At 60.0% G+C, this 21,910-nt stretch carries 21 protein-coding genes; all 21 read right to left on the bottom strand.

Features of this window, described 5'->3' with window-relative positions:
• Positions 1-5: 5 nt before the first annotated feature.
• The 21 genes from fliI to pseB all read right to left on the bottom strand — a co-directional run bounded on the left by fliI (position 6) and on the right by pseB (position 21,893).
• Complete coding sequence (gene fliI, locus AD669_RS07530) at positions 6-1,364, bottom strand: flagellar protein export ATPase FliI (protein ID WP_053118360.1); 1,359 nt, start codon at positions 1,362-1,364, stop codon at positions 6-8.
• Positions 1,354-2,160, bottom strand: coding sequence for a flagellar assembly protein FliH (fliH, locus tag AD669_RS07525; protein ID WP_053118358.1), 807 nt, complete (start codon positions 2,158-2,160; stop codon positions 1,354-1,356). Before fliH ends, fliI begins: the two co-directional genes overlap by 11 nt.
• A 4-nt stretch (positions 2,161-2,164) precedes the next feature.
• Entirely contained in the window at positions 2,165-3,184 is a 1,020-nt protein-coding gene (gene fliG, locus AD669_RS07520; protein WP_053118356.1) for a flagellar motor switch protein FliG, read from the bottom strand.
• Positions 3,177-4,961, bottom strand: coding sequence for a flagellar basal-body MS-ring/collar protein FliF (gene fliF, locus AD669_RS07515; protein WP_053118354.1), 1,785 nt, complete (start codon positions 4,959-4,961; stop codon positions 3,177-3,179). The genes fliG and fliF overlap by 8 nt, the downstream gene beginning before the upstream one ends.
• 15 nt (positions 4,962-4,976) lie before the next feature.
• Complete coding sequence (gene fliE / locus AD669_RS07510; protein ID WP_053118352.1) at positions 4,977-5,306, bottom strand: flagellar hook-basal body complex protein FliE; 330 nt, start codon at positions 5,304-5,306, stop codon at positions 4,977-4,979.
• Positions 5,307-5,432: 126 nt separating this feature from the next.
• On the bottom strand, positions 5,433-6,824 hold the full coding sequence (locus AD669_RS07505; RefSeq protein WP_053118565.1) for a sigma-54 dependent transcriptional regulator: 1,392 nt from the start codon (positions 6,822-6,824) through the stop codon (positions 5,433-5,435).
• 5 nt (positions 6,825-6,829) lie between these two features.
• A complete protein-coding gene (locus AD669_RS07500) occupies positions 6,830-8,041 on the bottom strand; it encodes a PAS domain-containing sensor histidine kinase (protein WP_053118350.1) in 1,212 nt (403 codons plus the stop codon).
• A 110-nt stretch (positions 8,042-8,151) separates the two neighbouring features.
• Complete coding sequence (locus AD669_RS07495) at positions 8,152-9,627, bottom strand: sigma-54 dependent transcriptional regulator (protein WP_053118349.1); 1,476 nt, start codon at positions 9,625-9,627, stop codon at positions 8,152-8,154.
• 172 nt (positions 9,628-9,799) lie between these two features.
• The gene (locus AD669_RS07490) at positions 9,800-10,096 is read right to left on the bottom strand and encodes a hypothetical protein (RefSeq protein ID WP_053118348.1); all 297 of its coding nucleotides are present in this window, start codon (positions 10,094-10,096) and stop codon (positions 9,800-9,802) included.
• 11 nt (positions 10,097-10,107) lie between these two features.
• Positions 10,108-10,503 (bottom strand): flagellar export chaperone FliS, encoded by a 396-nt coding sequence (gene fliS / locus AD669_RS07485; RefSeq protein WP_053118346.1) that lies wholly within the window; start codon positions 10,501-10,503, stop codon positions 10,108-10,110.
• A 130-nt stretch (positions 10,504-10,633) separates the two neighbouring features.
• Positions 10,634-12,085, bottom strand: coding sequence for a flagellar filament capping protein FliD (gene fliD, locus AD669_RS07480; protein ID WP_053118344.1), 1,452 nt, complete (start codon positions 12,083-12,085; stop codon positions 10,634-10,636).
• 82 nt (positions 12,086-12,167) lie between these two features.
• Positions 12,168-12,524 carry a flagellar protein FlaG gene (locus tag AD669_RS07475; RefSeq protein ID WP_053118342.1) on the bottom strand — a complete coding sequence of 119 codons (357 nt, stop codon included), beginning with the start codon at positions 12,522-12,524 and terminating at the stop codon, positions 12,168-12,170.
• A 73-nt stretch (positions 12,525-12,597) separates the two neighbouring features.
• A complete protein-coding gene (locus AD669_RS07470) occupies positions 12,598-13,449 on the bottom strand; it encodes a flagellin domain-containing protein (protein ID WP_053118340.1) in 852 nt (283 codons plus the stop codon).
• A 243-nt stretch (positions 13,450-13,692) separates the two neighbouring features.
• On the bottom strand, positions 13,693-13,959 hold the full coding sequence (locus AD669_RS07465; protein WP_053118338.1) for a hypothetical protein: 267 nt from the start codon (positions 13,957-13,959) through the stop codon (positions 13,693-13,695).
• Positions 13,956-15,245, bottom strand: a complete 1,290-nt coding sequence (locus AD669_RS07460; protein ID WP_053118336.1) for a motility associated factor glycosyltransferase family protein — start codon at positions 15,243-15,245, stop codon at positions 13,956-13,958. Before AD669_RS07460 ends, AD669_RS07465 begins: the two co-directional genes overlap by 4 nt.
• A gap of 84 nt (positions 15,246-15,329) precedes the next feature.
• Positions 15,330-16,256 carry a ketoacyl-ACP synthase III gene (locus AD669_RS07455; protein WP_053118335.1) on the bottom strand — a complete coding sequence of 309 codons (927 nt, stop codon included), beginning with the start codon at positions 16,254-16,256 and terminating at the stop codon, positions 15,330-15,332.
• Positions 16,257-16,482: 226 nt separating this feature from the next.
• A complete protein-coding gene (pseI, locus tag AD669_RS07450; protein WP_053118334.1) occupies positions 16,483-17,535 on the bottom strand; it encodes a pseudaminic acid synthase in 1,053 nt (350 codons plus the stop codon).
• Positions 17,528-19,033 (bottom strand): UDP-2,4-diacetamido-2,4,6-trideoxy-beta-L-altropyranose hydrolase, encoded by a 1,506-nt coding sequence (gene pseG, locus AD669_RS07445; RefSeq protein WP_053118333.1) that lies wholly within the window; start codon positions 19,031-19,033, stop codon positions 17,528-17,530. The genes pseI and pseG overlap by 8 nt, the downstream gene beginning before the upstream one ends.
• A complete protein-coding gene (gene pseF / locus AD669_RS07440; RefSeq protein ID WP_053118327.1) occupies positions 19,030-19,725 on the bottom strand; it encodes a pseudaminic acid cytidylyltransferase in 696 nt (231 codons plus the stop codon). The genes pseG and pseF overlap by 4 nt, the downstream gene beginning before the upstream one ends.
• A 6-nt stretch (positions 19,726-19,731) precedes the next feature.
• Positions 19,732-20,895 carry a UDP-4-amino-4,6-dideoxy-N-acetyl-beta-L-altrosamine transaminase gene (gene pseC / locus AD669_RS07435; protein ID WP_053118325.1) on the bottom strand — a complete coding sequence of 388 codons (1,164 nt, stop codon included), beginning with the start codon at positions 20,893-20,895 and terminating at the stop codon, positions 19,732-19,734.
• Positions 20,892-21,893, bottom strand: a complete 1,002-nt coding sequence (gene pseB, locus AD669_RS07430) for a UDP-N-acetylglucosamine 4,6-dehydratase (inverting) (RefSeq protein WP_053118323.1) — start codon at positions 21,891-21,893, stop codon at positions 20,892-20,894. Before pseB ends, pseC begins: the two co-directional genes overlap by 4 nt.
• Positions 21,894-21,910 lie beyond the last annotated feature (17 nt).

Genomic DNA, 21,910 nt, shown 5'->3' with positions numbered 1-21,910 from the left:
ACCGGTTACCCGCCCGCCGCTGGGGCGAACAGGGTTTCCAGGTAGGCCTGGCTTTCACCCATGTTGATTTTGTCGTTGAGCCCCTGACGCTGGTAGCGCACCAACTGCGGGTGCAGCGAGATCGCCAGATCGGTTTCGCGATCGCCACCGGCAACGTAGGCACCCACGCTGATCAAGTCGCGGCTCTGCTGATAGCGCGACCACAACTGCTTGAAGTACTGCGCACGCTGCATGTGCTCAACCGAGACCACGGCCGGCATCACCCGGCTGATCGACGCTTCGATATCGATGGCCGGGTAATGACCTTCCTCGGCCAGACGCCGCGACAACACGATGTGGCCGTCGAGCACGCCTCGCGCCGAGTCGGCAATCGGATCCTGCTGGTCATCGCCTTCGGACAACACGGTGTAGAACGCGGTAATCGAACCCCCGCCCTTCTCCGCATTACCGGCGCGCTCCACCAGTTTCGGCAGCTTGGCGAACACCGACGGCGGATAACCCTTGGTCGCTGGCGGCTCGCCGATGGCCAGAGCGATTTCCCGCTGGGCCTGAGCGAAACGCGTCAGCGAATCCATCAGCAACAGGACGTTCTTGCCCTTGTCGCGGAAATACTCGGCGATGCGCGTGCAGTACATCGCCGCGCGCAGACGCATCAGCGGCGCATCGTCCGCCGGAGAGGCGACGACCACCGAGCGCTTGAGACCTTCTTCACCGAGGCTGTGCTCGATGAATTCCTTAACTTCTCGACCACGCTCACCGATCAGCCCGACGACGATAATGTCGGCCTCGGTGAAGCGGGTCATCATGCCCAACAGCACGGATTTACCAACGCCAGTACCGGCGAACAAGCCGAGACGCTGACCACGCCCCACCGTCAGCAAACCGTTGATGCAACGAATGCCGACGTCCAGCGGCTCGCTGATCGGGTCACGGTTGAGCGGGTTGATCGTCGGGCCGTCCATCGGCACCCAGTCTTCGGCTTTCATCCCGCCCTTGCCGTCCAGCGCACGACCGGCGCCATCCAGCACGCGACCGAGCATGCTCATGCCCATCGGCAAACGTCCGGTGTCGGCGAGCGGCACCACGCGGGCGCCCGGGGCGATGCCGGCGACACTGCCGACCGGCATCAGAAAAACTTTGCTACCGGAGAAACCCATGACCTCCGCTTCCACCTGCGAGGGGTGATAGCTGTCGTCGTTGATCACCAGGCAGCGCGTGCCCATGGCGGCACGCAGGCCTTCGGCTTCGAGGGTGAGGCCAACCATGCGCAGCAGGCGACCTTCGAGAATCGGCGCCCCGGCAATTTCGACGGCCTCGGCATAGCTGCCCAGGCGCTTGGCGAAACTGGTGCGTTCAAGGCGCATCGGGGTCGTCCGCAAGCGGCTCTTCAGCAGTGGCCGCCGGTTTTACGTCTTCAGGAATTTCAAGGCTCAGATCCGCTTCAGCCGGGTGCAACGCTTGTTCGTGCAACTGATCGAACAGCTTGGCCATGACCTGACCAACGCGGGTTTCGATGCTCGCGTCGATGCGACTGTGCGCGGTTTCGACCCGGCAACCGCCCGGCAGCAGCGTTTCGTCTTCAACGATGCGCCAGGTTTCTTCATGACGTTCGCGCAGGGCTTTGGCCTGCTCGAAGTCCTGCGGATTGACGTACAGACGCACGTTGTCGACGCCCAGCGGCAACAGCTTGAGGGCGTCGCGCATGACGTGCTCGATCTGAGTCGAATCGATGGCCAGTTCGCGCTGAATCACCTGTTTGGTGATGTGTTGCACGAGGTCGACCAGCGACTTTTCGATCTGCGTATCCTGCTCGGCGATCGGCTCGAACAGGTTGGCCATCAACTGCTCAAGGCTGGCGAGTTTGGCGGCCAGAGCGACCTCGGCTTCCTGACGCACCTTGAGGGTGGCGCTGTGGAAACCTTCCTTTTCGCCAATGGCAAAGCCCTCGTTGTAAGCCTCCTGACGGATGCTTTCGAGTTCTTCCAGGGTCAGTGGCTGGACTTCGTCCAGCGGCACTTCTTCCATTTCCGGCGGTTCAGGCTCAGGCTCGGGCTCGGGTTCCGGTTTTGGCGGGTCGAAGCTCGGCAGCGCCCAGGATTCGAAACCACGAACATCGCGGGCGCGGATCAGATCCGTCACAGACTCGTCATGCTTGTCCATGGGCTTAGATCATTTCCTCGCCGCCCTTGCCACCGAGGACGATTTCTCCGGCTTCGGCCATACGGCGGGCGATGGTGAGGATTTCTTTCTGTGCGGTTTCGACGTCGCTGACGCGCACCGGGCCCTTCGCTTCGAGGTCGTCGCGCAGCAGTTCGGCGGCACGCTTGGACATGTTCTTGAAGATCTTTTCTTTGACGCCTTCGTCCGAACCCTTGAGGGCCAGCACCAGCACGTCGGAAGACACTTCGCGCAGCAACGCCTGAATGCCACGGTCGTCGACATCGGCGAGGTTGTTGAACACGAACATGAGGTCTTCGATCTGACCGGACAGGTCTTCGTCGACTTCGCGGATCGAGTCCATGAGCTGGCCTTCGATCGAGCTGTCGAGGAAGTTCATGATGTCCGCCGCACGCTTGATGCCACCCAGGGTGGTGCGCGAGGCATTCGAGTTGCCGGAGAACTGCTTCTCGAGAATCTGGTTCAGCTCTTTCAATGCCGCTGGCTGCACGGTGTTCAACGACGACACGCGCAGGATGATGTCCAGACGCACTTTGTGGTCGAAGTTGCCGAGCACTTCACCGGCCTGATCGGGGTCGAGGTAGGCCACCACGATCGCTTGAATCTGCGGGTGTTCGTAACGGATCACGTCAGCAACGGCGCGCGGTTCCATCCACTTCAGGCTGTCGAGGCCGCTGGTGTTGCCACCGAGCAGGATGCGGTCGATCAGGCCGTTGGCCTTGTCTTCGCCCAAGGCTTGCGTGAGCATTTTGCGCACGTAGTCATCGGAGCCGACGCCGAGGCTGGTCTGGTCGCCGACGATGTCGACGAACTCGCTCATCACTTGTTCGACCTGCTCGCGATGGACGTTGCCCATCTGCGCCATAGCCACGCCGACCCGCTGAACCTCTTTCGGGCCCATGTGGCGCAACACTTGTGCGGCATCGGTCGAACCCAGGGACAGCAGCAGAATCGCGGCTTTGTCGACCTTGTTCAGTTTGACGCTGGCGGCTCGGTTATCACTCATCTGCGTTAATCCACTCTTTCACGACCTGGGCCACGCGACCCGGGTCTTCTGCCACCAGACTCTTGATTGCATTCAGCTGCGCGTCATAACCCTCGCTCGGGCTAGGCAGCAGAATGGATTGCGGACCACCGAGGCTGACGCGATCGTTGGCCAGTTCGCCATCCAGACCGCCCATGCCACCGAGCTCGACATCACTGCCCAGCGCCAGCTCTTTGCTGCGGCCGCCGTTGGTGATGTTGTTGAGCACCGGACGCAGCACGCCGAACACCAGCACGAGGATGAACAACACACCCAGCACTTGTTTGACGATGTCCCAGAACCACGGCTGAGAGTAGAACGGAATGTCGGCAATCACTTCACCGCGTTCAGCGGAGAACGGCATGTTGATCACGCTGACGCTGTCGCCACGGCTGGCGTCGAAACCGACGGCGTCCTGCACCAGACGGGTGAAGCGCGCCAATTCATCGGCGGTCCACGGCGCGCGGGTGGTTTCACCGTTGGCCGCATTGACCTTGACCTGATCGTCGACCACCACCGACACCGACAGACGATTCAGGCGGCCCTGCTGCTGTTTGGTGTGGCTGATCGAACGGTCGAGCTCGAAGTTCTTGGTGGATTGTTGACGCTTGTCTGCCGGATACGGCGCGAGCATTGGCTGGCCGGTGGCCGGATCCATGATCTGCTGACCGTTGGCATCCACCAGTGGCTGACCCGGTTGCACCATGGCAGCCGGCGCGGCGGCATTGGCGGTGGTCTGCGGTGCCGAGGCTGGCGACGGCGGCTGGTTGCTCAAGGCACCCGGCACACCCTGCGGGCCATTGCTGGCGGTGCGTTGTTCGTTGACCGACTGCTCGCTGCGCAACGCCGGTTGATCCGGGTTGAACTGCTCGGCGGTGGATTCGACGGCATTGAAATCGATGTCGGCCGAGACTTCAGCCTTGTAGCGATCGTTGCCCAACACCGGTTGCAAAATGTTGTGTACGCGCTGGGTGAGCATGCTTTCCATGCGGCGGCTGTAATCGAACTGCTTGCCGGCCATGGTCATTTCGGAGTTTTCCGCCTGATCCGAGAGCAAGGTGCCCTTCTGGTCGACGACGGTGATCTGCGATTTGCTCAACTCGGGAACGGAAGTCGCCACCAGGTTGATGATCGCAATCACCTGACCCGGCTCCAGCGAACGACCGGAGTACAGCTCGACCAGAACCGAAGCGCTTGGCTTGCGTTCATCACGGACGAACACCGAGCTTTTCGGAATCGCCAGGTGCACGCGGGCACCCTTGACGTTGTTCAGGCTGGAAATGGTGCGTGCCAGTTCGCCTTCGAGGCCGCGACGATAACGGGTCGCTTCCATGAACTGGCTAGTGCCCAGACCCTGTTCCTTGTCGAGGATTTCGAAACCGATATTGCCGTCGCTGGGAGTGACACCAGCGGCTGCGAGTTTCATCCGCGCACGGGACAAGTCTTCGGCTTTGACCAGCAAGGCGCCGGAGTTCGGTTCGACGTTGTAAGGAATGTCAGCGGCGGCCAGGGTGTCCATGACCTGCTTGGCGTCCATGCCGGCAAGGCTGCCGTACAACGGACGGTAATCCGGCTGCTGCGACCACAGCACCACGGCAAAGCCAATCGCCACGCTCGCTGCCAGGCCGACCAACAGGCCCACCTGACGCAGCATGGTCATCTCGGAGAGGTTTTCCAGGAAGGACAAGCCGAACAACGGCGGTTTGCCGTCTATCGGGGTGGCCTTGGCCGGAACGTTATCGGCGACTGCTTCTGCCATGACTCAATCTCGTCCTTAAACCGGCATCTGCATGATGTCTTGATACGCCTGAACCAGTTTGTTGCGCACCTGGGTCAGAGCCTGGAACGACACGCTGGCTTTTTGCGAAGCGATCATCACGTCAGTCAGGTCGACGCCGGTCTTGCCGACTTCGAAAGCATTGGCCAACTGAGTGGACGCCTGCTGGGTATCGCTGACTTTGTTGATGGCCTGACCGAGCATGTCGGAAAAGCTGCTGCCGGCCATTTCCGGCACGGCGGAAGTGGTCTTCGGCGAAGACATGGCGTCCATTTTCATGGCCTTCATGTCCATCATCAACCGATTAAATTCAATACCTTGGCTCATGGTCTACTCTCTTGGGCGGCCCGCAATTTTTTGACACTCACTCGGCGGGTACACAGGTATTAGCAACAAGGGTGCCAGCTCATGGACACCCTTTTCAGAAAAGCTATTTCACAGCATTGCGCGGGATCAAGTGGCGAACAGATAACCTTCGACATCCATCCCGGCGTCACGCATTTGCGCCAGTTTGTAGCGCAGGGTGCGCGGGCTGATGCCGAGCTTTTCCGCCGCCTCTTTGCGCCGGCCACGCTCGCTGCGCAGGGTGTCGATGATCATCTGAAACTCCCGGCGGCGCAGGTCATCGCCCAAGGCACCGGCGGAATCCGCCTCGATCTCGACTTCACGAATCACCGGCGCAGCGGGCGCTGGCGTCGGCAATGTGGCAAACATCACCGGGCCGGACAGGCAGAAATCCTGCGGCTGGATCAAACCGCCCTGCTGCAGAATCAAGGCGCGCTGAATGGCGTTATCCAGCTCGCGGACATTGCCCGGCCACGGGTAACCGGTCAGGCACCCTTGCGCCTCGGGCGAGAGTTTTGCCGACGCGTGCTTCATTTTATTGACGTGTTTGGCCAGCAGACGCTCGGCCAGCGGCAGGATGTCGGCGGTGCGCTCGCGCAACGGCCGCCAGGCCAACGGAAAAACCGACAGCCGATAGAACAAGTCTTCACGGAAACGCCCCGCCGCCACTTCACCGGCCAGATCACGGTTAGTGGTGGCGACCACGCGAATATCCAGGGTGATCGGCTTGCGCGCGCCAACGCGCTCGACTTCGCGCTCTTGCAGGACGCGCAGCAGTTTGGCTTGCAGGCCCAGCGGCATCTCGGAGATTTCGTCGAGCAGAATGGTGCCGCCGTCCGCCTGTTCAAACTTGCCGGCCTGAGCAGCAATGGCGCCGGTGAACGAGCCTTTCTCGTGCCCGAATAATGTCGCTTCGAGCATGTTGTCCGGAATCGCCGCGCAGTTGATCGCAATAAACGGTTGATTGGCGCGATGGGATTGCTGGTGAATGTAGCGCGCCAGCACTTCTTTACCGGTGCCGGACTCACCGGAGATCAGCACCGTGGAATCGCTGCGCGCGACGCGTGCCGCCAATTCAAGAAGCTGGGCGCTGGCCGGTTCGACCGCAATCGGCCCTTCGCTTTCGCACGCGCCGAGATTGCCCAGCGCATGCCGCGCGACCAGATCGAGCAAGGCCTTGGGCTCAAACGGTTTGACCAGATAATCCGCCGCGCCCTGACGCATCGCATCGACTGCGCGCTCGACTGCGCCGTGGGCAGTCATCAGCAACACCGGCAATTGCGGCTGGCGAGCGCGCAGCAGCGCGAGCAATTGATGACCATCCATGCCAGGCATATTGACGTCGCTGACCACCAGACTGAACGCCTCACGCGCCACCGCCGTCAACGCCTCTTCCGCGCTGCCGACCGCATGGTAATCATGCCCGGCCAGCAACAGCGTGTCGGCCAGCGCTTCGCGCAACGAGCGGTCGTCCTCGACCAGCAAAACCTTGATGCCCATGGCGATCACTCAGCTCCTTGTACAGCGGAAAATAGCGGCAGGATCACCTGCGCGCATGTGCCGCGCCCGACTCGCGAACGCAGCAGCAATTCTCCCTGATGCGCACGGGCGACTGCTTTGACCACGGTCAGGCCGAGGCCAGTGCCGGTCACTTTGGTGGTGAAAAAAGGTTCGCCGAGACGCGCCAGAACGGCGGGCTCGATGCCGCTGCCGCTGTCACTGACGCTGATGCGCAACGTGTTGTCGCGGGCGTAGCAATGCACTTTCAGGCGCACGTCACCGGGACTGGCCTGAATGGCGTTTTCGATCAGATTCAGCAGCGCGCCGACCAGCGTGTCGCGGTTGCACAGCAACTCGCCGGCATGACTGTCGCACTGCCAGCGGATAGGCAGATCCTGCACATGGGTCAGCGCGGCGGCTTGCAGCGATTGCATCAGAGCAGTCGGCGTCAGGCGATCGGTCAGCGGCAGCTCGCCACGGGCGAACACCAGCATGTCGCGCACTTGGTGCTCCAGCTCGTGCAGGCGTTCTTTCAGGCGCCCGGCGAAACGTTGTTGAGTGGCGACCGGCAATTCCTGCTCAGTCAAATGACTGGCGTACAGCAAAGCCGCAGACAACGGCGTACGGATCTGATGGGCCAGCGAAGCGACCATGCGCCCCAACGACGACAGACGCTCGTGGCGCGCCAGTTGATCTTGCAGATGACGGGTTTCCGTCAAATCGTTGAGCAGCACCAATTGCCCCGGCTCGGCATCCAGCGAGCGGGTGGCAATCGACAAGCGTCGACCGTTTTTCAGAGAGATTTCATGGCCATCGTCTTCACGCGGCGCGAAGCAGCGGGCGATGACGTGGCGCCACAATTCGCCTTCCAGCGGCAGGCCGAGCAACTCGATCGCGGCCGGATTGGCTTCGACGACAATGCCGTGACCGTCAATCACAATGACGCCACCGGGCAACAGATCGAGGAGGTTTTGCAGACGGTTGGCCAGGCGTTCTTTTTCCGCCAGTTCCTGCATGCGCTGGGCGCTGACCACGGCCAGTTCACCCTTGAGCTCGGTGACCCGCGCTTCAAGCATGCTGTAAGAGTCGGTCAGTTGGCTCGACATCTGATTGAACAGCGCGAACGACTGCTCAAGACCCTGCCGGCTGGCCTGCTCTACGGACGAGGATGATGCCTCGGATCGGGAGGCAGAAGAGATCGGGGCGGCGTGGGGCATTGTGGTCTCTCGCGTGGCTGACCGTCAGTTAAACGGAACGTTGCGAGGGATGTAGCAATACCCGTGCCTAAAAAAAACTGCTTATAAATGAAGCAGTTGAAAAACAGGCGTCAATCCTCCGCCTGTTCGTCTCCGTCGCGGCGGCTCATGCCGTACTTGCGCATCTTTTCCACCAGCGTGGTGCGGCGAATACGCAGACGCTCGGCCGCTCGCGCCACGATGCCATTGGCGTCGTCCAGCGCCTGCTGAATAAGGCCTTGTTCGAGACCACCGAGGTAGTCCTTCAGATCCAGGCCTTCCGGCGGCAGCAAGGCGTTGGCGGTGAAGTCCGGGGTATGACCGTTGATGGCCACGCGCTCTTCGAGATCACTGCGCAGGCTGTCGACCAGTTGCTCGTCTTCGTCGTCGACGTAGCGGAATTTCTTCGGCAACTCGACCACGCCGATCACCCCGTACGGGTGCATGATCGCCATGCGCTCAACGAGGTTGGCGAGTTCGCGGACGTTGCCCGGCCAGCCGTGACGGCACAGCGACATGATCGCCGCCGAGTTGAAACGGATCGAGCCGCGCTTTTCGTGTTCCATGCGCGAGATCAGTTCGTTCATCAGCAGCGGGATGTCTTCGACGCGCTCACGCAGCGGCGCCATCTCGATCGGGAACACGTTCAGGCGATAGTAAAGATCTTCGCGGAAGGTGCCGATCTCGATCATGCTTTCGAGATTCTTGTGGGTCGCGGCAATGATGCGCACATCGACGCTCTGGGTCTTGTTGCTGCCCACGCGTTCGAAGGTGCGTTCCTGCAGGACGCGCAGCAGTTTGACCTGCATCGGCAGCGGCATGTCGCCGATTTCGTCGAGGAACAGCGTCCCGCCGTTGGCCAACTCAAAGCGGCCAGCACGGCTGGTGATCGCGCCGGTGAAGGCGCCCTTCTCGTGGCCGAACAATTCGCTTTCGAGCAGCTCTGCCGGGATCGCCCCGCAGTTGACCGGCACAAACGGCGCGTCGCGACGCTTGGAATGGTAATGCAGGTTACGCGCAACCACTTCCTTGCCAGTGCCGGACTCGCCAAGGATCAGCACGCTGGCGTCGGTATCGGCGACTTGCTGCATCATCTGGCGCACGTGCTGAATCGCACGGCTAGTGCCAACGAGGCTGCGGAACAGGTTGGGTTCGCGATGGCGACCGCGCTCACGGGCCTGGTCGTACATCTCGCGATAGACCTGGGCACGGTGCAGGGAGTCGAGCAATTTGCTGTAGCTCGGCGGCATTTCCAGGGTCGACAACACCCGGCGGCGCTGGTCTTCGGGCAAGTCGACGGAAGAATTATCGCCCATCAGCAAGACGGGAAGGAACTCATCCCAGCTTGAGAGTGTCTTTAACAAGCCCAAAAGCGCGCCAGGAGCATTAACCGTCCCGATTAGTACGCAAATGACTTCACGACTAGACGACAAAGAGCCGACTGCCTGCTGCCAGTCATGGCTGCCGCAGGGTAAATTTTCTTCGCCGAGAAAATTTAAAATCACCGCCAGGTCGCGGCGGCGGACGCTATCGTCATCGATCAGCAGAATTTTGGTTTCACGCCACATGCAATAGCAACTTCCCTGGTCAACTCAATGCCCGAAAATGGGGGCAAGCGAGACGCTTGCAGGACACTCTGTGCCTGTAGACGCCCGAAATCTGAAAACAGCCACTAGTTAAGTCAAAAAACCGTGCACAGTCAAATTTATGGCGCACATCTCTGGATTAACTGAAGGTTAATTAACCAAACAGATGGTAAACCTTTGCCGCGTTCCGCGCTTGGGTGATCTGCGACATCTCATCGACTATCGCCTGGCGTTCGCCCATGGCCACTTCAAGCAGATCCTTGTAGACGTGAAGCAGCTCTTCGAGGTTCTCGCGCAACGCGACCTCATCCAGCGAAGCTTCAGCCATGACGTCCTCCATGCAGGAACGGCAAGCCAGATCCAGCTCGCCAATAGCTTCCCAATTGCGCTCTGCCAGAGCACTGACCAGCGACTCTCGGGTATCTGCGATTCTCTGCAAAACAGGACTCATGGTGATCTCCTTTAAAACTGCGGACCTGGCGGAGCAATGCCGTCCCAGCCTTCCTTCACGGTACGCAACAGGCCGGCCACTTCATCGAGAATCCGTGGGTCGCTGCTGATATTGGCTTCGGCCAGACGCTTCATCATGTAGATGTAGAGCTGGTTGAGCTCAGCGACTGAATCGGCGCTGTTTTCCAGATCCAGGCCTTCGCACAAACCACCAACAATGCCAATGGCCTTGCCGATTGCCGTGCCCTTGGCCGGGATGTCTTTGCGTTCGATAGCGCCTTTGGCCTGAGCAATACGCTCCAGACCACCTTCCATCAACATTTGCACCAAACGGTGGGGACTCGCCTCGGAGGTCTGGGCGTGCGCGCCTACTTTCTGGTACTGCCGAAGGGCTAACATCGGGTTCATGTTCTACCTCATTGCCACAATGACTCGTATAACCAGTGTATCGCCTACGAATCTCAAAACTTTAGATGAAAAGACAAAAACCCGGCGCACGCCGATAAAGCGTAGCCGGGTTTTTGTCGTCAGTTCATGACTAGCTGGCGGACTTCTGGGCGTCCAGCGAAGCAAAGAACGAGGTGATGTTGCTCGCCGTCGCTTTCATTTGCCCAACCAACAAGTCCATGGCGTTGTACTTGGCGGTCAAGGTCGCCGTCAGGCTGGCAACGTGAATATCTAATGCAGCCTGCTGTTTTTTCAGACTGGCAGCGGCATTGGTCAGATTGCTGCTGCGCTGATCAAGCAGGCCCGTACCTGATTTGACATATGGATCGACGGCACTGCCCATGCGGGCTAGCAGACCATTGGTCGAGGTGGTACCGGAAAACAGCTGCTGAACCTGGCCGGCCATACCCGGGATAGCCATACGGTCGTTGAATACTTTGGTATCAAGCGTCAACTCACCGGTTTCCTTGTCGGTCAGCACACCCATCTGCGACAGAACGGCCAACTGGCCGGTTCCCGCCGAGGACTGGGTCAGTTGCGAACGGATATCGGACATCAGCGAGCGTGGCAGCGAGTCCCCGGTAAAGGCAGCCGACACCGTCAGGTTGCCATCCTCATCCGCTGTCGCATTGGACAGGGTGTCGATGGTGCGCTTGAGGGTGTTGTAGGAGTCCATGAACGTCTGCAGCGACGTCTGGATGCCTGCAGTGTTGGTTGCGACGGTGACGTTCGCCGCAGTCTGGTTCCCACCGGCGTCTTTAGGGCTCGCGGCAACGAGGTTCAGTGTCAGGCCGCTGATTGTCCCGCTGACCGTGTTGCTTTTGCTGGTAACGAGCAACCCGTCAATGGTGATGGCGGCGTCGCCGGCCAACTCACCCACAGCGCCGGAAGCGCCTGCGGCCGGGTTATCACCCATTTTCTGGGTACCGTCGATTTCCAGCCCGGCAATACCGCTGACCGTCAGATCCATGCCTGTGCCGGTCTTGCTCGAGTTGATCACCAGGCGCGAGGCACCGGTACTGTCGGTCACGATGTTGGCGGAGATACCGTTGCTGGCTTGCGCGGTGTTGATCGCGTCTCGCGTGCTTTGCAAGGTCGCATTGGCCGGAATCGGAACATTGTAATCAATGCCATTCTGACTGATTTTCAGAGTACCACTCGGAATGGCACTGGTAGCGCCGCCAGCGAACGCGGCACTGGCGATTTTCGAGCCGGTGGCCAGGTTCTTTACGACAACGCTGTAGTTGCCAGGCACAGCTGTGCTGTCGGAGGTGGCCCCCAGAATTGCGGGGGTATCCGATGTGGCAGAGAAACCGGCAAATGCAGGGCTCGTCGCCTTGCCCAGATCCGTCATCGATTTCTGGAACGCGGCCAGCGCACTTTTCAGCGAGCCGACACCGGAGATCTTCAGCGAGTTGGATTTCGTCTGAGTATCGATCTGCGTCTGTTTGGCCGACTTGTCGGAGTTGACCAGTGCCGTGACGATCGCACCGATGTCCAGGCCGGAACCCAGTCCGGAACCCGGTAAAATTGGACTTGCCATGTGCATCTCCCTTCAGGTTGTTGCCATTCTTTTGACCGCTACCGGCGTCTTGGGAACGAACAAACACTATTCATGCCAGCTCTCAGACTTTGGCGTCGAACAACACGTGGCTGGCGTTGGCGAGACTGTCTGCAAGCTTTAGAGCTTCTGCGGAGGGAATCTGTCGAACGACTTCACCCGTCTCGCTTGCGATCACTTTGACGATGACTTTTCCGGAATGCTCATCAATCGAGAATTCCAGATTGCGCTTGATCGACTGTACAAACTTCTCGATTTCCTGCACGGCCAACTTCAATTTGGCATCGTCCGTATCCTGACTTTTATCAGCGACAGGAGCGTCAACCTTGGCAACTTTTGGCGTCTCGGACGGCTTGTCGGCCACAGGAGCTGGTGGCTTGGGAGCCGGATAAGACACGCTAAGCTTTACGCTCATGTCCATGCTCATCACCTTCTAACGTAAAAAAGCGAGAGAGCACGACAAGCGCACTCCCCCGCCTAAACTCAATCCGAAATTACTGAAGCAGCTTCAGTACAGCGGAAGGCAGTTGGTTGGCTTGAGCCAGAACGGAGGTCGAAGCCTGCTGCAGAGTTTGCTGCTTGGTCAGGTTAGCAGTTTCTGCGGCGAAGTCGGTGTCTTGTACACGACCCTGTGCAGCAGTGGTGTTCTCAACGATGTTTTGCAGGTTGGAGATGGTGCTGGTCAGACGGTTTTGCGAAGCACCCAAGCTGGCACGTTGTGCACCGATCGAAGCGATAGCGGCGTCGATCGCGGTGATCGCGCTGTCGATGTTGGTAGCAGCGGTAGCAGCGTCAGCACCGGTCAGAGCCAGAGTAGCGCTACCAACCGACAGGCTGACGGCGTCGAATGCAGAGCTCAGTACCAGGTCGATGTGGTTAGCCGAACCGGTGTTTGCGCCAACTTGCAGGGTCACAGTACCAGCGGTACCGTCCAGCAGGTTTTTGCCGTTCAGGTTGGTCGAAGCCGAGATACGGGTGATCTCGTCGGACATCTGAGCGAATTCGGAGTTGGTAGCGGTCTGGTCAGCAGTGCCGTTGGTACCGTTACGTGCTTTAACAGCCAGTTCACGCATACGCTGCAGGATGTCGGTAGTTGCTTGCAGGCCACCTTCAGCAGCCTGAGCTACCGAGATACCGTCGTTGGCGTTCTGGATAGCCTGGTTGCCACCACGGATTTGCGAAGCCATACGGTTGGAGATCTGCAGGCCAGCGGCGTCATCTTTAGCGCTGTTGATTTTCAGGCCGGAAGACAGACGTTGCATCGAAGTCGACAGAGCGTCGGAAGCGCGGTTCAGGTTTTTCTGAACGTTCAACGATGTGGTGTTGGTGTTTACTGTTAAAGCCATGACGAATTCCTCGTTGGTTGGGTACTGCGGCTTCCGGCCCTGGCAACCGCCGGGTATGGCCTAGAGAACCTTCGTAATAGTTATCGTCGGGTTTGCAGGTTGCTTGAGGGCTTTTTGAAAAAAATTTGCCATCACCCTGCCACCCCCGAGAAAACAAGGGCTTAGCCGCGCCCCATCCACGAAAAAATGACGTCATAAAATCGACTGCGGCGCAAAGCAGCGGGCCAGCGCCGTTGGTCGCCTTCAGCGCTGCGTGCTTTGCAGCAATTCGATCAGTTCGTACTCCATGAAATCGGCGAGGCCCAACCAGTCCTGACGCTCTTGGCATTCAAGGATTTGCGTCAGCAAGGTCGCCCAGGCTTGCTGGACATCGGTCGATGCCGACATGAGCGCCTGCTGCGCGCCTTCGAACACGTCAACCATGACCAGCGCGGCCTCGACATCACGGCCCAGCCGAAACAATCCGGCGCACTGACGGCACTCGTCCATGCATTTATCGATAGCGGTCATTGCACGAACTCCGGGTCGAACTGCGTGCCGGCAATAAAGGCGCCCGCACGGCTGCTGTTATAGAACTGCACGTGCGGATGGGCGGCGATGTAGCGTTCCAGCACACATAGATAACCGCGAAAGTTGAGCTGCGTGGCGACGCGCTGGCCATTCCCGTCCAGCACCCAGTGCCGTGACTGACTCACGCCCGGCCCCAGATCGCCGTCGTTCCAGCCGGCGTGGGTTTTGTTATTGGGAAACGCAAAGTCAGCGCCGAACAGCGTGATGCGCGCGGCGCCCATCTTCACCGCCAGATCGACGGCGGGATGAATCACACTGCCACCGACATGCAGCAGCGCGCGCGGATGTTGCTCGCGCAAACCGGCGTACACCGGACTTGCCGAATAACCACCGTAGCGCTTGCCCTTCCAGGCCGTCAGTACATCGGGATCACTCATCGGCAGGTACACCAAAGTAATCCCGTCCGATTCCTCGAATGGTAGATGCCGAAAACCGATACGTTGATCGATGCTCACCACCATGTCCGGGACGATCCCGTGTTCGCGCAACGGCCGATAAGCGGTATCCACGGCGATAAACAATGGACGATCAGCCTGCTGACTAATCGCCGCCAACCGTTCGAAATGGCTCTCCAGCGTCGGGCCAGTACCGATCACAAACACCTCGCGGCCGGCGCAGGTGCCGAACAATTGCGCCACATCCTCATCGCCCAGCAGTACCGGCAAACAATCCTGCAACCGCTGTTGAATAATCGGCGACTGCACGTCGAATTCGCGGTTGTTGAAAGTCAGATGAACTTCATTGACCAGCCGATCACGGATCTTCGCGTTGAAGTCATCCGCCAGCAGCATCTCGGCCGGCAGGGCAAAAAACGGCGTGCAGATATCGGAAAGATCGCCGGCGTAAAACAGCTCCACGCGCGGATCTTCCAGCCACTGCCGTTGATCAATCAGTTGCAGCACCAGCGCAAACAACGCGCCATTGAGGATGTGCACGTACAAGCGATCAAGGTTTGAGCGCTCCAGCAACACGCCCGGCAGATCGCCGAGGCTGGTGCCGTAGACGTGCAGTTGCGCTTTGTCCGGAAGACTGGCGGCCTGAATCCGCGCCTCATGCGTGCGGTCATGGCGGCTGGTGAGCTGAATGCCGTTGACGCTCAGTGTCGAGCCCAGCCCTTGCGTCAGCTCAACCTCGATGGCCGAACTGTCCTCAGCCATCAAGCGCTCGAACAGCGCCGGCCAGCGTCGTTGCAGGACTTCGGCATTGGCCTGGAAAAACTCGCTCATGACGCCTCGCACTCCGTTTCAGGCAAAAAAATAGCGCTCAAGGTTAACCCTTGAGCGCTATTTTTGTATCGGCCGTTGTGTGGCTCAAGGACGATAAATAATCGCCGAACCCCACGACAGACCCACACCGAAACCGCTGAGCGCAATGCGCTGCCAGTCGGAATCGATCACGTGTTTTTCCAGCAGCAGCGGAATGCTCGACGACACGGTGTTGCCGGTCTCGACCATGTCCTTGATGAACTTCTCCGGCTCGCCTTCGAAGCGTCGCGCCACGGCATCAACGATCGCCGCACTGCCTTGGTGAATGCAGAACGCGTCGATGTCATCAGCCTTGAGGCCAGAATCGTCGAGCAATTCGTGCAAGTGCGCCGGGACTTTCAGCAACGCAAAGTTGAATACCTGACGACCGTTCATGAAGAACACGCCATCGGTGACTTTCAAGTGCGGCGCACCGGAACCGTCGGTGCCGAACTTGGCCTTGCCCAGCGCCCAGGTCGGATCTTCGCCCATCCACGTGGCGGTGGCGGCATCGCCAAACAGCATGGTGGTGTTGCGGTCTTCCGGGTCGACGATTTTCGAATACGGATCAGCGGTGATCAGCAGACCGTTCTTCAGGCCGGCGGCTTCCATAAAGCCCTTGATCGCGTAGATGCCGTAGACGTAACCGGAGCAGCCCAGGGAAATATCGAACGCTGCGACGTTAGTCGGCAGACCGAGTTTGTCCTGGACGATCGCGGCAGTGTGCGGCAGGCCTTCTTCGTCACCGTTCTGGGTGACGACGATCAACGCGTCGATCGATTCACGCTTCAGTTCAGGGTTGCTGGCAAACAGCGCATTGGCTGCTTCCACGCACAGATCGGAAGTTTCTTGATCAGCGTCTTTGCGCGGCAGAAACGCCGAACCGATTTTGCCAAGGATGAATTCTTCATCCTTTTCGAATTTTGCACCTTGTGCGTAATTGTCCACGCCGGCTACAGGAACGTAGCTCGCAATGCTTTTTATGCCAATCATTACGGCTTCCCAATAAAAAACAGCCCAAGACCACCGCTCGCAAGGATTTCGAGGGGCGCTGACAAACAGAAAACGGCCGCCACAACGGGCAGCCACGGGGAGCGCAAAGGGCTATCACTGCCACCGATAACGGGTCAGGCGCCATCTCACCGATTAATACAATACAGTGAAGATGCGCGTTATGACTCGCAAGTCACGATAAATGCCGAATCGATTGCAGATCGGTCTATTCGATCAGCGACCAGTCCAGCGGCGTACCGCGCTTGATCGGCGTGCGCGCGCAGCGGCCGAGAACGGCGTCGGTGTGCTTGGGCGGCAGCCCGAGACCCGGACGAATGGCGCGCAGATTGGCAGCGCTGAAAGGCTCACCAGCGGCCATATCAGCGGTGACGTACAGCGAACGGCGATAAACCACCGACTTGCGCTCGGCCTCGGTCACGCCGTAATGCACCTGACCCAGCGCCTGCCAGGCGCGTTCGGTTTCCACCACCAGACTGGCCATTTCCGCCGGCTCCAGCGAGAAACTGGCGTCGACGCCACCGGCCGCGCGGTCGAGGGTGAAATGTTTTTCCACCACCGTCGCGCCCAGCGCCACCGCCGCCACCGACACGCCAACGCCCATCGAATGATCAGACAGCCCCACTTCACAGCCGAACAGTTCACGCAGATGTGGAATCGTGCGCACGTGGCTGTTTGCCGGTGTCGCCGGGTAGGTGCTGGTGCATTTGAGCAGCACCAGATCCTTGCACCCCGCCTGCCGCGCGGCGCGCACGGTTTCATCGAGTTCGGCGATGCTCGCCATGCCGGTGGAGATGATCAGCGGTTTGCCGGTGGCCGCAACGCGACGGATCAGCGGCAAATCGGTGTTCTCGAAACTGGCGATCTTGTAGGCCGGTACGTCGAGGCTTTCGAGAAAATCCACGGCGCTGTCGTCGAACGGTGTCGAGAACGCGAGCATGCCCAACTCTTTCGCCCGGGCGAAAATCGGCGCGTGCCATTCCCATGGCGTATGCGCCTTCTCATACAGGTCATACAAAGACGTGCCGGCCCAGAGGCTGCCCGGATCCTTGATGAAAAACTCACCCTCGGCGATATCCAGCGTCATAGTCTCGGCAGTGTAGGTTTGCAGCTTCAAGGCATGCGCGCCAGCCTTCGCCGCCGCTTCGACGATTTGCAGGGCCACGTCCAGCGACTGGTTATGGTTGCCGCTCATCTCGGCGATGATGAACGGCGGCGCGTCGGCACCGATCAGGCGATCGCCAATCTTGAAATCAGGCATGCGGGTGTTCCTTCAAGACACGGGTGAACGCACAGGCACTTTGCAGATACCCGGCGTCACGAAAGACATTCAATGACGGGCGATTGGCAGGCGAAACCTGCGCGGTGATGGCAGTCAGTTGCGGCCAGTGCGCCGTGACGAATGCCTCACCGCGAGCGAGCAGCGCCCTGCCCCAACCGAGGCCCAGACGCTGTTCAAACAGATACAGCGAAACTTCGGCGTCAAACCCACGCAAGTCATAACGCAACACGCCGACCGGGCCGTCATCGCCTTCGGCAATCAACAGCAGCCGCTGCGGATTGCGCAGGCTCGCGCTCAACCAGTGTTGATGCTGCTCGCGGTCGATCACATCGGTTTTCTGCGACCAGCGTCGCACCGCCTCGGCATTGCGCCCGTCGAACAACAACTGCGCATCGTCCAGCGTCGCCGGGCGCAGTTTCAGCACCGCGCCAGCCAGCGCTGCCGCTACGCGCAACGCACCACGACCGTCGACCAGTTGCCGCGAGCGCTGGGCCAGACTTTGCCGCAGATAAAAGTTGCCAACGACGAAACCGATCGCATCGCGCAACTGCTCGACACTGACCTGCTCACGGGCGCCCATGAACACATGCGCACCGGCTGCCGCCATGACTTCGCCGTTGACTTGCTGATTGTTCGACACCGCAATGCAAATCGTCGGCAAACCGAGCGCCGCGCGCTCCCAACTGGTGCCGCCACCAGCGCCAATAAACAAATCGGCTGCAAGCATGCGCTGATGAAAATCGCTGACAAAACTGTGCAGCCGCCAGTGCGGCCGCGTCTCGGCCAGCGCCTGCATTTGCGCCCACGCCGGGTTGTCGGCGCCGGCGACAAAATCCACTTCAAGCTCGGCAAAATCGGCCAGCGCAAACATCGCGTGATGGGTCTGGCGAGCGGCATCGAAACCGCCAAAATTCACCAGCAGTCGCTGCGCCTGCGGCTTGATCTCGATGGCCGGGGCATTGAATTCCTCGCGCAACATCGCATAGCGCGGGCCGAGCAACGTGCGGCAATTGGCAGGCAGCAGCGGCTGATAATTTTCGCTGAGGCCGGACAAATTCTGATTGAGCAACAGGTCGACGCTGTAGCGCCGCGTGGCCAGATCATCGACCGCGGCAATGCGTGGCGCCCAGCGCCGGGCAGCGGTTTGCCAGTGATGATCAAGACCGTAATGGTCGGCGATGATCCAGTCGAACGCGGCGTGGCCAACCAGCAGCTGCGCCAGCGCGTCGATGTCGGCCTGCCACGGCAACATCGCTTCGATGGCTTGCTGCGGGTCTTCATTGGGATAGCGTTCAGGCAGCGCGAAGGTCTCGAAACCCTCGGCGCTCAGCGCATCGAGCCGATGCCCCGGCAAGCGCCGGCAGGCAAACGCGACGTGGCTGCCCTGCCCGCGCAGCACCCGCGCCAGCGTCAGGCAACGGGCAATGTGGCCGCTGCCGATGGTCGGCGAGGCATCGGCACGGATCAGCACTCTCACGATAATTCTCCGCCAGCCTTCAGCGCGGCATACAGGTATTCGGCACGTTTCCAGTCGTCCAGCGTGTCGATGTCCTGCACCAGATGCCGGGGCAGAATCACCGGCAGACTGGCCGGCGAATAGATCACTTCACCGCGTAACCAGGCATCGCTGCGGCCCCAATAAAACTGCCCGGCATCCTGATAGGCCTCAGGCAGATCCTGCGAGCGAGTGTTGCGAAACTCCGGGTACAAAGCTTGTAAAGCGCCCTGCCCGTCCAGCGCCAATGCACGCTGCACCGGAAAGCCAAAACTGCACACGGAGAACGCAAAGGATTTGTCCGGGTGCTGCTCAAGCAACTCAAGCCCCTGACGCAAATAGCGCACGTGCAACAACGGCGCCGTGGCATAAACACAGCAGGCGTATTCGAAATCCGACAGTTGCTGCAACGCATGCACGATCACCGGCGCAGTACCGGCAAAATCATCGGCCAGTTCCGCCGGGCGCATGAACGGCACATCAGCACCGTGAGCCCGCGCCACGTCGGCAATCTCGGCGTCGTCGGTGCTGACCACGACCCGCTCGAACAATCCCGAATCCAGCGCCGTGCGGATCGAGCGAACGATCATCGGCACACCGTCGAACGGTTTCAGGTTCTTGCGCGGGATGCGCTTGCTGCCACCACGGGCGGGGATGATCGCAACGCAGCTCACGTGGGTTTACTCCTCAAGAAGCAGCCGTCGCAGTTGCTCGACCACATAGTCCTGTTGTGCGTCAGTCAGCAGCGGATACAGCGGCAGACTGATTGCTTGCGCGTAATAACGTTCGGCCTCGGGAAAGTCACCCTCGGCAAAACCCAGGTCGCGATAGTAAGGCTGCAAGTGCAGCGGAATATAGTGCAGATTCACCCCGACCCCGGCCGCGCGCAACCCTTCGAAGATTTGCCGGTGACTGAGATTGACGCGCTCGGTCTGCACGCGCACCACGTACAGGTGCCACGCCGATTCAGCCTCTGGCTGAGGGCTTGGCAAGGTCAGTGGCAAATACGCCAGCAAGCGATCATAGCGGGCGGCCAACTCACGACGGCGGGCGATAAACCCGTCCAGCTTCGCCAGTTGCGACAGGCCCAGCGCGGCTTGCAGATCGGTGATGCGGTAATTGAAACCGAGCTCGATCTGCTCGTAGTACCACGGGCCGTGACTGGCTTCGCTCATCTGCTGCGGATCGCGAGTCATGCCGTGGCTGCGCAGGCGCTGCAAGCGTTCGGCCAGCGCCGGACGATTGGTCAGTACCATGCCGCCCTCGGCGCTGGTGATGATCTTTACCGGGTGAAAACTGAACACGGTCATCGCGGCGAATTCACCGCACCCGACCGGGCGCCCGGCGTATGACGCCCCCACCGCGTGCGAGGCATCTTCGATCACATTGAAGTTGTAGCGCTCGGCCAGTTCGGCAATGCGGCGCATGTCGCAGCTCTGCCCGGAAAACGCCACCGCCACCAGCACTTTCGGCAACGTTCCGTCGCGTTCGGCCTGATCGAGTTTTGCTTCGAGCGCGAAGGCATCGAGGTTCCAGGTCAGCGGATCGATGTCGACAAAATCGACGTCGGCGCCGCAATAACGTCCGCAGTTGGCCGAAGCGAGAAAGGTGTTCGGCGTCGTCCACAAACGATCGCCCGGCCCCAGTCCTGCGGCCAGACAGGCAATGTGCAGCGCCGCCGTGGCATTGCACACCGCCACGGCGAAATCGGCCTGGCAACGCTCGGCCATCGCTTGCTCGAAACGCGCGATGGTCGGGCCCTGGGTCAGCCAGTCGGACTGCAGCACCTCGACCACCGCATCGATGTCCGCCTGATCAAGACTCTGCCGACCGTACGGAATCATGCCGACAGCTTCGCGTGCAGGTCGGCGATCTGCCCGACCGACAGGAAGTGCGGATTGGTGTCGGAGCGGTATTCGAAATCCTCACCGACCGCCCGGCCCTGCTCACCGAGTTTGTCGACAGCGAAATCGACGTCGACACTGGTGAAGCGAATCGACGGCTGAATCGTGTAGTGATCGGCAAATTCCAGGGTCATCCGCGCATCGTCCAGCGGCACCATCAGCTCATGGAGTTTTTCGCCCGGACGAATGCCGACGTTTTTATGCGGCAGATGCTCGGCCATGCCCAACGCCAGATCGACGATGCGGATCGACGGAATCTTCGGCACAAACACTTCGCCGCCATGCATCCGCGCGAAGCTGTCGAGCACGAACTGCACGCCGTGGTCGAGGGTGATCCAGAAGCGCGTCATGCGCTCGTCGGTGATCGGCAACTCAGTCGCGCCGTCAGCAATCAACTTGCTGAAAAACGGCACAACGGAACCGCGCGAACCGGCGACGTTGCCGTAGCGCACCACGGCAAAACGGGTTTCCTGCTCGCCGGCAATGTTGTTGGCGGCGACGAACAATTTGTCCGAGAGCAACTTGGTCGCGCCGTACAGATTGATCGGGCTGGCCGCTTTGTCGGTGGACAGCGCGACGACTTTCTTCACGCCGTTATCGATGGCGGCGGCGATGATATTTTCCGCGCCATTGACGTTGGTGCGAATGCACTCGGTCGGGTTGTATTCCGCCGCCGGCACTTGCTTGAGCGCTGCCGCATGCACCACGTAATCGATGCCACGCATGGCCTGACGCAGACGGTCAGCGTCGCGCACGTCACCGATGAAATAACGCATGCACGGCGCGTTGAACGTCTGCTGCATCTCGTACTGCTTGAGTTCGTCGCGGGAGAACACCACCACGCGCTTGGGCTGGTATTGCTCAAGCAGGCGGGCGATGAATTTGCGCCCGAACGAACCGGTGCCGCCAGAGATGAAAATCGATTTACCGTTGAACATGTGCTGATTCCTGTCCG

Origin of the sequence: Pseudomonas sp. P1.31, from assembly GCF_001269815.1 — a bacterium.
Lineage (GTDB): Bacteria > Pseudomonadota > Gammaproteobacteria > Pseudomonadales > Pseudomonadaceae > Aquipseudomonas > Aquipseudomonas rustica.
The sequence above is the reverse complement of the archived record's forward strand: the minus strand, read 5'-3'. Positions and strand labels throughout refer to the sequence as shown.

Coding starts and splice junctions, on each gene's coding strand:
- fliI (WP_053118360.1), bottom strand. CDS start 1,364: ATGCGCCTTGAACGCACCAGTTTCGCCAAGCGCCTGGGCAGCTATGCC.
- fliH (WP_053118358.1), bottom strand. CDS start 2,160: ATGGACAAGCATGACGAGTCTGTGACGGATCTGATCCGCGCCCGCGAT.
- fliG (WP_053118356.1), bottom strand. CDS start 3,184: ATGAGTGATAACCGAGCCGCCAGCGTCAAACTGAACAAGGTCGACAAA.
- fliF (WP_053118354.1), bottom strand. CDS start 4,961: ATGGCAGAAGCAGTCGCCGATAACGTTCCGGCCAAGGCCACCCCGATA.
- fliE (WP_053118352.1), bottom strand. CDS start 5,306: ATGAGCCAAGGTATTGAATTTAATCGGTTGATGATGGACATGAAGGCC.
- AD669_RS07505 (WP_053118565.1), bottom strand. CDS start 6,824: ATGGGCATCAAGGTTTTGCTGGTCGAGGACGACCGCTCGTTGCGCGAA.
- AD669_RS07500 (WP_053118350.1), bottom strand. CDS start 8,041: ATGCCCCACGCCGCCCCGATCTCTTCTGCCTCCCGATCCGAGGCATCA.
- AD669_RS07495 (WP_053118349.1), bottom strand. CDS start 9,627: ATGTGGCGTGAAACCAAAATTCTGCTGATCGATGACGATAGCGTCCGC.
- AD669_RS07490 (WP_053118348.1), bottom strand. CDS start 10,096: ATGAGTCCTGTTTTGCAGAGAATCGCAGATACCCGAGAGTCGCTGGTC.
- fliS (WP_053118346.1), bottom strand. CDS start 10,503: ATGAACCCGATGTTAGCCCTTCGGCAGTACCAGAAAGTAGGCGCGCAC.
- fliD (WP_053118344.1), bottom strand. CDS start 12,085: ATGGCAAGTCCAATTTTACCGGGTTCCGGACTGGGTTCCGGCCTGGAC.
- AD669_RS07475 (WP_053118342.1), bottom strand. CDS start 12,524: ATGGACATGAGCGTAAAGCTTAGCGTGTCTTATCCGGCTCCCAAGCCA.
- AD669_RS07470 (WP_053118340.1), bottom strand. CDS start 13,449: ATGGCTTTAACAGTAAACACCAACACCACATCGTTGAACGTTCAGAAA.
- AD669_RS07465 (WP_053118338.1), bottom strand. CDS start 13,959: ATGACCGCTATCGATAAATGCATGGACGAGTGCCGTCAGTGCGCCGGA.
- AD669_RS07460 (WP_053118336.1), bottom strand. CDS start 15,245: ATGAGCGAGTTTTTCCAGGCCAATGCCGAAGTCCTGCAACGACGCTGG.
- AD669_RS07455 (WP_053118335.1), bottom strand. CDS start 16,256: ATGATTGGCATAAAAAGCATTGCGAGCTACGTTCCTGTAGCCGGCGTG.
- pseI (WP_053118334.1), bottom strand. CDS start 17,535: ATGCCTGATTTCAAGATTGGCGATCGCCTGATCGGTGCCGACGCGCCG.
- pseC (WP_053118325.1), bottom strand. CDS start 20,895: ATGATTCCGTACGGTCGGCAGAGTCTTGATCAGGCGGACATCGATGCG.
- pseB (WP_053118323.1), bottom strand. CDS start 21,893: ATGTTCAACGGTAAATCGATTTTCATCTCTGGCGGCACCGGTTCGTTC.